The organism is Streptomyces sp. NPDC037410 (assembly GCF_055602235.1).
On the sequence record NZ_JBVJWR010000043.1, the window covers coordinates 1 to 9213 of the forward strand.

The 9213-nt window shown below is 71.9% G+C and carries 9 protein-coding genes; 2 read left to right on the forward strand and 7 right to left on the reverse strand.

Annotated elements, in window-relative coordinates:
• Positions 1 to 90 precede the first annotated feature (90 nt).
• From ACZ7HT_RS36700 to ACZ7HT_RS36710, 3 genes are read right to left on the reverse strand one after another with little or no spacing between them, the layout of a single operon-like run.
• Positions 91 to 591 (reverse strand): hypothetical protein, encoded by a 501-nt coding sequence (locus ACZ7HT_RS36700; RefSeq protein ID WP_471174072.1) that lies wholly within the window; start codon positions 589 to 591, stop codon positions 91 to 93.
• A gap of 34 nt (positions 592 to 625) precedes the next feature.
• Positions 626 to 961, reverse strand: a complete 336-nt coding sequence (locus ACZ7HT_RS36705) for a peptidase (protein WP_471174074.1) — start codon at positions 959 to 961, stop codon at positions 626 to 628.
• A gap of 17 nt (positions 962 to 978) precedes the next feature.
• Positions 979 to 1284, reverse strand: coding sequence for an SH3 domain-containing protein (locus ACZ7HT_RS36710; RefSeq protein ID WP_471174076.1), 306 nt, complete (start codon positions 1282 to 1284; stop codon positions 979 to 981).
• Between the two features lie 156 nt (positions 1285 to 1440).
• Between ACZ7HT_RS36710 and ACZ7HT_RS36715 the strand changes: the two genes are divergently transcribed.
• Positions 1441 to 3570 carry a serine/threonine-protein kinase gene (locus ACZ7HT_RS36715; RefSeq protein ID WP_471174078.1) on the forward strand — a complete coding sequence of 710 codons (2130 nt, stop codon included), beginning with the start codon at positions 1441 to 1443 and terminating at the stop codon, positions 3568 to 3570.
• Positions 3571 to 3647: 77 nt separating this feature from the next.
• On the opposite strand, the gene ilvD is transcribed toward ACZ7HT_RS36715, so the two are convergent.
• The 4 genes from ilvD to ACZ7HT_RS36735 form a co-directional block, all read right to left on the reverse strand.
• Complete coding sequence (gene ilvD, locus ACZ7HT_RS36720; RefSeq protein WP_471174080.1) at positions 3648 to 5501, reverse strand: dihydroxy-acid dehydratase; 1854 nt, start codon at positions 5499 to 5501, stop codon at positions 3648 to 3650.
• A 126-nt stretch (positions 5502 to 5627) separates the two neighbouring features.
• Complete coding sequence (locus tag ACZ7HT_RS36725) at positions 5628 to 6239, reverse strand: TetR/AcrR family transcriptional regulator (protein WP_471174082.1); 612 nt, start codon at positions 6237 to 6239, stop codon at positions 5628 to 5630.
• A complete protein-coding gene (locus ACZ7HT_RS36730) occupies positions 6236 to 7078 on the reverse strand; it encodes a sugar phosphate isomerase/epimerase family protein (RefSeq protein WP_116160354.1) in 843 nt (280 codons plus the stop codon). Before ACZ7HT_RS36730 ends, ACZ7HT_RS36725 begins: the two co-directional genes overlap by 4 nt.
• Before the next feature lie 213 nt (positions 7079 to 7291).
• Positions 7292 to 8224 carry a Ppx/GppA family phosphatase gene (locus ACZ7HT_RS36735; RefSeq protein WP_471174084.1) on the reverse strand — a complete coding sequence of 311 codons (933 nt, stop codon included), beginning with the start codon at positions 8222 to 8224 and terminating at the stop codon, positions 7292 to 7294.
• Between the two features lie 92 nt (positions 8225 to 8316).
• Between ACZ7HT_RS36735 and ACZ7HT_RS36740 the strand changes: the two genes are divergently transcribed.
• Positions 8317 to 9126 (forward strand): DUF3109 family protein, encoded by an 810-nt coding sequence (locus ACZ7HT_RS36740; RefSeq protein ID WP_471174086.1) that lies wholly within the window; start codon positions 8317 to 8319, stop codon positions 9124 to 9126.
• The last annotated feature ends 87 nt before the right edge of the window (positions 9127 to 9213 follow it).

Here is a 9213-nt window from a genome sequence, read left to right on the forward strand (position 1 = left end):
ACACCCTCGGCCCTTCGTCTGGACGAAGACCGCCGACGACATCCTCGACAAGGTCGCCGCCTACTGCCGACGAATCTCCGACTCAGGACACTAGGTGCGCTTCGGCTTCTTGCGGGTGGAGGGGTTGCCCGTGCGGGTGGCCCGGCGCTTCTCGTACTGGGCCGCGGACGTCTCGTACTCCGTGCGGTGCAGTTTCTCGCCGGGGGCCTCGACGAGGCAGCGGGCGGCGTACGCGAGGAGGGAGCCGATGAAGCCGATGGCCTTCAGGCTGCGGAGGGACTCCTCGCGGGCCGGGTCGGCCGGACGGCGGACGAAGCCCTCCCAGGTCTTGGCGAAGGCGATGGCGCTGCAGACCGCGAACATGACGACGACCAGCGTGTTGACGACGCCGCCGACGTCGGCGATCTGCAGGCCCTCGTAGGCGAAGCGCAGCACGAAGCAGGCCGCGACGGCGGCGGCGAGCGCGCCGGCGGCGAGGCCGGCGCGGCGCAGCGCGTAGTGGCCGCTGTGGTCGACCCAGGTCGTGCCGAAGAAGCGGATCTCCTCCGGTTGCGGTCCGGTCCTGGCGGGGGGCTGCTCTTCGTCGTTCACAGGGTCGATTATCCCTGGGGCGACGGTGAAGGGCTCAGATGCAGCGCGGTGCGACCATGGCGTCGCTGCCTGTGTGGACGTACGCGTCGGAGACCCACTCGCCCGGCGCTATGTTGTCCCAGATGGTCGTCGTGCCGTACGGGCCGGTGATGCTCTCGGCGTACTTCTGGCAGTAGATCGGCACCTTGGCGTCCAGGGGCAGGACCCGGACGATCGCGTACTGGGTTCCGGGGCCCGAGCGCACGTTGACCCTGTAGCCGGGCGCGACCGGGTAGGACGTGACGGCGGAGGAGCTGCCGGCCGTGGCGAGCACCAGGCCCAGGGCAGCGGCCGCGCCGCCGACGGTGGTGAGCATTCTTCTGCGGAGCATCGTCTTCCTCGTCCCTGTCAGCCGCAACGGCGGGCGACGTAGCCGTCGCTGCCGGTCTTCACGTACGCGTCCGAGACGAACTCGTCGCTCGCGATGTTGTCCCAGAGATTCGTGGTGCCGTACGGACCGGAGATCGATTCACCCGGCGTCTGGCAGTAGATCGGCACGCTCACGCCCAGCGCGAGGGTCCGCACGATCTCGTACTTGGTCCCCGGGCCGGAGCGCACGTTCACGCGGTAGCCGGGTGCGATCGGGTAGCGCGCCACGCCCATGGTGACCACCTCATCCAGTGCCGTGGCGGCGTTCGTCTCTTCAACGCTCATGACGCCCTCCCCCGTTGGAAGCGGAATCGCTCCGCCGAATTTCACTCTCTGCGACGCGCAGGCTAGCAAGCCCCTCCGACATCCCACGCACCATGGACTAGGCTCCGTGCGTCGCGCACGCGCGCGAACTCAACGGGGACCACACGGGGGTGGGCGATGCCGCCGTTGCGCAGTACCGGTGCCGACCGGGAAGCAGAAGGACCTGAGTACGCGGGTGAGTACCGCCTTCAGGCCTGTCTCGGCGCGGGCGGCATGGGAGTGGTGCATCTGGCCACCTCCCCTTCCGGGCTGCGGCTCGCCGTCAAGGTCGTGCACGGGCAGTACGCGGAGGACCCTGAGTTCAGGGCCCGCTTCCGCCAGGAGGTGGCCGCCGCGCGCCGGGTCAGCGGGGCCTTCACCGCGCCGGTCGTCGACGCCGACCCCGATGCCGTACGCCCCTGGATGGCGACCCTCTACGTGCCCGGCCCCACCCTCGCCGACCAGGTGAAGCGGAACGGCCCGCTGTCCCCTGCCGAGCTGCGCCGGCTCACCGCCGGGCTCGCCGAGGCGCTGCGCGACATCCACCGGGCCGGGGTGGTCCACCGGGACCTCAAGCCCAGCAACGTGCTGCTGACCGACACCGGGCCGAAGGTCATCGACTTCGGCATCTCCCGGCCCGTGGACAGCGATCTCCACACCGAAACGGGGAAGTTGATCGGCTCGCCGCCCTTCATGGCACCCGAGCAGTTCCAGCGGCCGCGCGAGGTCGGGCCGGCGGCGGACGTGTTCGCCCTCGGTTCCGTCCTCGTGCACGCGGCGACCGGGCACGGCCCGTTCGACTCCGACAGCCCCTACATCGTCGCGTACCAAGTCGTGCACGACGAGCCCGATCTGACGGGCGTTCCGACCGACCTCGCCCCCCTCGTCGCACGGTGCCTCGCCAAGGAACCGGCGGAACGTCCGACTCCGACCGAGATCATGGCCGCACTGCTGCCGCCGTCGTACGAGGCGGCGGCCTTCATACCGGCCCAGCGGCGGGCCCCCGCCCTGCCCGTACCCGCGCCTCGGACTCCGGGTTCCTGGGACGCGGACACTCCCGTACGGGTGACCACGGAGCGGCCCCGGCGTCTGCCCCGCCGGCCCGTCACCGCCACCGCGCTCCTCGCACTGGCCGGGGTCGGTGCCTTCGTCGCCGTCCAGTTCGGCGGTGCCGGCACCCACGCGCGAGACCCGCACAAGGCCCCGGTGGCCAAGGCTTTCACCGGATGGCAGACCGCACTGCAGAAGGACGGCAAGACCGTCGCACCCGCCTGCGGCTACACCGCCGACGCACTCTTCTGCTCCGGCCGGGGCATCGGCATCGCGCGAATCGCCGCCGCGACCGGCCACGTGGTGTGGTCACGGCCGACAGCCCTCGACGAGAAGCCCTCGGCGCCCACGCCCTTGTCCGGAGGCCTGCTCGGTGTGATCTCCGACGGGCACGGCCTGCGCGCCTATGAAGCCGACGGCACCCCCGGCTGGGACACGGACGCGTCTGGCCACGCCGGAGTACGACAGGCAGGCGACACGGTCCTTTTCACCAGCGATTCGGGCACGGTGGAGGCCGTCGACAGCGCGACGGGGAAGCAGCGCTGGAGTCACTCGCTGCACCGTCACTCGACGCCGCGCTTCGGCCAGTACTCCCCGGAGTCCGGCCTCCTGCCCGTCTACGAGAACTCGCCGGACGGAGCCCAGACCCTGGTCAGCGCCCTGCGCCCGAGGAGCGGCGAGATCGCCTGGCAGAAGCGCATGGACGGAGATCTCGTCCCCATGGGCACAGGAGCGGGCGGTGTGCTCTTCCTGCGGTCCACGAACCGCGACTCGCGCACCGACGCCGTCGTTCTGTACGACCCCGCCAAGCGGTCCACGCGCCGGATCCCCGTGCCTTCCCTGATGGACGAACCCAAGTTCGCCGTTCGGGGCACGACCGTCTATCTGCTGACGCCGACGGGCCAGCTCATCGCCCTGGACGCCGCCACTCCCGGCGGCCGCGTCGCCTGGGAGCTGGAGACCGCCGCCGGCACCGCGTCCGTCCCTGTCGTCGGCCCCGGTGACCGGCTCTACTTCTCCGCCTCCGACGGCCGGCTTCTCGCCGTCGACACCGCGCGCGGTGCGCTCCTCGGGCAGACCAGACCCCGTCTGCGGGACGGCAAGCTCGGGTACGCGACGACCGTCCCCGCCCCCGTCGTCGCCGCCGACCGGGTCTTCGGGACGGCGCCGGACGGTTCCGTGTTCGCGGTGGACGCGCGTGATCCGGCGTCCTGGTAGGTCCGCTCGGTCCGTATGACGAAGGGGAGCGGGTTCGAGAACCCGCTCCCCTTCCTCGTGCGTACGTCTCGCCGGGATCAGCCCAGCTTCGTCACGTCCCGGACCGCGCCCTTGTCGGCGCTCGTCGCCATCGCCGCGTACGCGCGCAGCGCCGCCGACACCTTGCGCTCACGGTTCTTCGGCGCGTACACGCCGCCGAGGGCCTCGCGGCGGGCCGCCAGGGTGGCGTCGTCGACGAGGAGCTCGATCGAGCGGTTCGGGATGTCGATGCGGATGCGGTCGCCGTCCTCGACGAGCGCGATCGTGCCGCCCGAGGCCGCCTCCGGCGAGGCGTGGCCGATGGAGAGGCCCGAGGTGCCGCCCGAGAAGCGGCCGTCGGTGACGAGCGCGCAGGTCTTGCCCAGGCCGCGGCCCTTGAGGAAGGAGGTCGGGTAGAGCATCTCCTGCATGCCGGGGCCGCCGCGCGGGCCCTCGTAGCGGATGACGACGACGTCGCCGTCCGTGACCTGCTTGTTCAGGATCTTCTCGACGGCCTCCTCCTGCGACTCGCAGACGACGGCCGGGCCCTCGAAGGTCCAGATGGACTCGTCGACGCCTGCGGTCTTCACGACGCAGCCGTCGACGGCGAGGTTGCCGTGCAGGACGGCGAGGCCGCCGTCCTTCGAGTACGCGTGGGTCGCGTCGCGGATGCAGCCGTTCGCCGCGTCCGTGTCGAGGGTGTCCCAGCGCTCCGACTGGGAGAAGGCGGTCGCCGAGCGGACGCAGCCGGGGGCCGCGTGCCACAGCTCGACGGCCTCGTCGGAGGGGGAGCCGCCACGGACGTCCCAGGTGTCCAGCCACTCCTTGATGGAGCGGGAGTGGACCGCGTGGACGTCCTCGTTCAGCAGGCCCGCGCGGTAGAGCTCGCCGAGGATGGCGGGGATGCCGCCCGCCCGGTGCACGTCCTCCATGTAGTACGTGCGGTCCTTGGCGACGTTCGGGGCGACCTTGGACAGGCAGGGCACCCGGCGGGAGACCTCGTCCATGTCCGGCAGACCGTAGTCGAGCTCGGCCTCCTGGGCGGCGGCGAGCAGGTGCAGGATCGTGTTGGTGGAGCCGCCCATGGCGATGTCGAGCGCCATGGCGTTCTCGAAGGCGCCGCGGGTGGCGATCGAGCGCGGCAGGACGGAGGCGTCGTCCTCGTCGTAGTAGCGGCGGGTGATGTCGACGACGGTGCGGGCCGCGTCCTCGTACAGCGCCTTGCGGGCGGTGTGGGTGGCGAGCACCGTGCCGTTGCCGGGGAGGGAGAGGCCGATCGCCTCGGTCAGGCAGTTCATCGAGTTGGCGGTGAACATGCCGGAACAGGAACCGCAGGTCGGGCAGGCGTTCTCCTCGATGCGGGAGATGTCCTCGTCCGAGATCTTCGGGTTCACGGCGTCGGAGATCGCGTCGACCAGGTCGAGCGTGCGGACCGAGCCGTCGACGAGCGTGGCGCGGCCGGACTCCATCGGGCCGCCGGAGACGAAGACCGTCGGGATGTTCAGGCGGAGGGCCGCCATCAGCATGCCGGGGGTGATCTTGTCGCAGTTGGAGATGCAGATGAGGGCGTCGGCGCAGTGCGCCTCGACCATGTACTCCACGCTGTCCGCGATCAGGTCGCGGGAGGGCAGGGAGTAGAGCATGCCGCCGTGGCCCATGGCGATGCCGTCGTCGACGGCGATCGTGTTGAACTCGCGGGCGATGCCGCCGGCGGCGGTGATGGCCTCGGAGACGATCCGGCCGACGGGCTGGAGGTGGGTGTGGCCGGGCACGAACTCGGTGAAGGAGTTGGCGACGGCGATGATCGGCTTCCGGCCGATGTCCGCGCCGGGTACACCGGAGGCGCGCATAAGGGCGCGTGCGCCCGCCATGTTGCGGCCGTGGGTGACTGTGCGGGACCTCAGCTCGGGCATCGTCGCTCGCTCCTCGTGATGGGTGTGCTTGCATTCGAGCGTACGCCGGTGCTCCAAGATCTGGACAGGGCGTCCGGAATGCGGGACGGATGTTCAGCTCGCGGACGTGCCGGTACGCGTGCTTCCTCAGGCTTCCGTCAGGTAGCGCTGGAGGGTCGGGGCCACCTGTTCGATGATGCGCTCCGGGTCCGCCGAGGCCAGCGGCTCGACCTGGATCACGTACCGCATGATCACGATCCCGATCATGTGCGAGGCGGCCAGCTCCGCACGGAAGCCGGGGTCCGGCACGTCGAGCTCGGCCGCGATCCGCTCCAGGAGCCGGCGCAGCACGAAGGTCCGCAACACCTTGGCCGCCGCCTCGTGGGTGAGCGCGGAGCGGACGATCGCGAGGAGCGGGGCGCGGGAGGCCGGGTTCTCCCAGACGCCGATGAAGAAGCGCGCGAGCCGCTCGCCGATGGCCTCGCGGGGGCCGCCGAGGATCGCCGGGACGACGGTCGCAGGCTCGAAGGAGACCTCGACGGCGGCGGCGAAGACCTCGTCCTTCGTGCCGAAGTAGTGGTGCACGAGCGCCGGGTCCACGCCGGCCGCCTTGGCGATCCCGCGCACCGAGGCCTTGTCGTAGCCGCGCTCGGCGAACTGGGTGCGGGCCGCCTCCAGGATCCGCGTCCGGGCGTCCGGTCCGCTCTCCTCCTCGGTACGGGACGGGCGGCCGCGCCGGCGCGGGGCCGGGTCGGTCATGGGCGGGGGGCCCGTTCGGTCGTCGGGCGGGCGGGCGCCGAGGCCAGGTGGAGACGGGTGAAGGCGAGGGCCTCCGCGAGATCGGCCTCGCGTTCGGCGGCTGACATCGCGCGGCGGGTGTTGACCTCGATGACGACGTGCCCGTCGAAGCCGGTGAGGGCGAGCCGCTCCAGGAGCTCGGCGCAGGGCTGCGTGCCGCGCCCCGGGACGAGGTGCTCGTCCTTGGCGGACCCCTTGCCGTCGGCGAGGTGGACGTGGCCGAGCCGGTCGCCCATGCGGTCGATCATCGCGAGGGCGTCGGTGCGGGCGGTCGCGGTGTGCGAGAGGTCGACGGTGAAGTGCCGGTAGTCGTCCTTGGTGACGTCCCACTCGGGGGCGTACGCGAGCATCTCGCGGTCTTTGTACCGCCACGGGTACATGTTCTCGACGGCGAAGCGCACGTCCGTCTCGTCCGCCATCCGCCAGATGCCGGTCACGAAGTCCTTGGCGTACTGGCGCTGCCAGCGGAACGGCGGGTGCACGACGACCGTCGACGCGCCGAGCCGCTCGGCGGCGGCCTGGGCGCGCTGGAGCTTGACCCACGGGTCGGTGGACCAGACGCGCTGCGTGATGAGGAGGCAGGGGGCGTGCACGGCCAGGATCGGGACCTGGTGGTAGTCGGAGAGGCGGCGCAGTGCCTCGATGTCCTGGCTGACCGGGTCGGTCCACACCATGACCTCGACGCCGTCGTACCCGAGGCGCGCGGCGATCTCGAAGGCCGTCGCCGTCGACTCCGGATAGACCGAGGCCGTCGACAGGGCGACCTTCGCATCCGGGATGCGCACCACTGGTTCTGCCACGGGGTAAGGGTACGGGGCGGGCCGGGGGGCCGGAGGGTGGTTCCGGTCACGCCCCCGCCCCGTGCGGCTCGCGGCCCGTCAGCGCTCCGGCCCCAGGACCGTGCGGCCCGTCAGTGCCCCGGCCGCCCCAGGACCGTGCGGCCCGTCAGCGCTCCGGCCCCAGGCCCGTGCGACCCGTCAGTGCCCCCGCACGCCCCAGGACCGTGCGGCCCGTCAGCGCTCCGGCAGGTGGTCCAGGCGGCGGAGGATGACGCCCTCGCGCAGGGCCCAGGGGCAGATCTCCAGTTCCTCGACGCCCAGCAGGTCCATCGCGCCCTCCGCGACGAGCGCGCCCGCGAGGAGCTGGCCGGCGCGGCCCTCCGAGACGCCCGGGAGGGCGGCCCGCTCGGGCGCGGTCATGCCGGCGAGGCGCGGGACCCACTCCTCCAGGGACTTGCGGGACAGGATCCGCTCGACGTAGAGCCCCTCCCCCGAGCCGGGCGCGCCGGCGATCCTGGCGAGCTGCTTGAAGGTCTTGGAGGTGGCCACGACGTGGTCGGGGCGGCCGAAGCGGCTGAACTCGTGGACCGTCCGGGCGATCTGCGCGCGCACGTGGCGGCGCAGGGCCTTCACGTCGGCGGTGTCGGCCGGGTCGCCGGGCAGCCAGCCGGCGGTGAGGCGGCCGGCGCCGAGGGGCAACGAGACCGCCGCGTCCGGGTCCTCGTCGATGCCGTACGCGACTTCGAGGGAGCCGCCGCCGATGTCGAGGAGGAGCAGCTTGCCGGCGGACCAGCCGAACCAGCGGCGGGCGGCGAGGAAGGTGAGCCGGGCCTCCTCCTCGCCGGTGAGGACCTGGAGGTCGACCCCGGTCTCGTCCTTCACGCGCGCGAGGACCGCGTCGGCGTTGCTGGCCTCGCGCACGGCGGAGGTCGCGAAGGGCAGCACCTCCTCGCAGCCCTTGTCCTCGGCGGCCAGGAGCGCGTCCCGCACGGTCGCGATGAGCCGCTCGACGCCGCCGGGCGCGATGGCACCCCGCTCGTCGAGCAGCTCGGCGAGCCGCAGCTCCGCCTTGTGCGAATGGGCGGGCAGCGGCCGGGCGCCGGGGTGGGCGTCCACCACGAGGAGGTGCACTGTGTTCGAACCGACGTCGAGGACTCCGAGTCTCATGGGCGGAACGCTACTGCGCGGACACGCATACGCTTGGTGTTGTGCCAAAGACGAAAAAGGCGAAGCCGGGCAAAGAGAGCGACGGCGCGCGCGTGAAGGACGCCAGGACCGCGCACGCGGCGAAGGCCGTGAAGAAGCAGAAGAAGCGGACCGAGCCGGACGAGAAGGGGCTCGACTTCGCGCGCGCGTGGGTCGAGTTTCCCGATCCGGCCGACGAGGAGCAGGTCTTCCGCTGCGACCTCACCTGGCTGACCTCGCGCTGGACGTGCATCTTCGGAAACGGCTGCCAGGGCATCCAGGAGGGGCGCGCCGACGACGGCTGCTGCACGCTGGGCGCGCACTTCTCCGACGAGGACGACGAGAAGCGGGTCGCCGGGCACGTGGCGCGGCTGACGCCCGAGCTGTGGCAGTTCCACGACGTCGGTACGGAGTCGGGCTGGGTGCAGCTCGACGAGGACGGCGACCGGCAGACCCGCCGCTGGGAGGGGTCCTGCATCTTCCAGAACCGGCCCGGGTTCGCGGGCGGCGCGGGCTGCTCGCTGCACATCCTGGCCATGAAGGAGGGCCGGGAGCCGCTGGAGACGAAGCCGGACGTGTGCTGGCAGCTGCCGGTGCGCCGGACGTACGACTGGATCGACCGGCCCGACGACACCAAGGTGCTCCAGGTGTCGATCGGCGAGTACGACCGGCGCGGCTGGGGTCCCGGCGGCCATGACCTGCACTGGTACTGCACGACGGCGTCGTCGGCGCACGTCGGCGGCGAGCCCGTGTACGTCTCGTACCGGCCGGAGCTGGTCGAGATGATGGGCGAGGAGGCGTACGGGGAGCTCGCCGCGCTGTGCGAGGCGCGGCTGGCCTCGCAGCTGCCGCTGGTGGCCCCGCATCCGGCGGATCCCGTCTAGTGATCTGGTTTTGAGGTCGTGGGTCGCCACGTGAGGCGACCCCTGTTTCAGATTGCGGTGTTCGCCTGCGGCCGGTCGCGCGTTCGC

What these genes read in the sequence shown, in the direction of transcription:
- ACZ7HT_RS36705 (WP_471174074.1), bottom strand. Translation starts at nt 961, where the DNA reads ATGCTCCGCAGAAGAATGCTCACCACCGTCGGCGGCGCGGCCGCTGCC.
- ACZ7HT_RS36725 (WP_471174082.1), bottom strand. Translation starts at nt 6,239, where the DNA reads ATGACCGACCCGGCCCCGCGCCGGCGCGGCCGCCCGTCCCGTACCGAG.
- ACZ7HT_RS36715 (WP_471174078.1), top strand. Translation starts at nt 1,441, where the DNA reads ATGCCGCCGTTGCGCAGTACCGGTGCCGACCGGGAAGCAGAAGGACCT.
- ACZ7HT_RS36735 (WP_471174084.1), bottom strand. Translation starts at nt 8,224, where the DNA reads ATGAGACTCGGAGTCCTCGACGTCGGTTCGAACACAGTGCACCTCCTC.
- ilvD (WP_471174080.1), bottom strand. Translation starts at nt 5,501, where the DNA reads ATGCCCGAGCTGAGGTCCCGCACAGTCACCCACGGCCGCAACATGGCG.
- ACZ7HT_RS36710 (WP_471174076.1), bottom strand. Translation starts at nt 1,284, where the DNA reads ATGAGCGTTGAAGAGACGAACGCCGCCACGGCACTGGATGAGGTGGTC.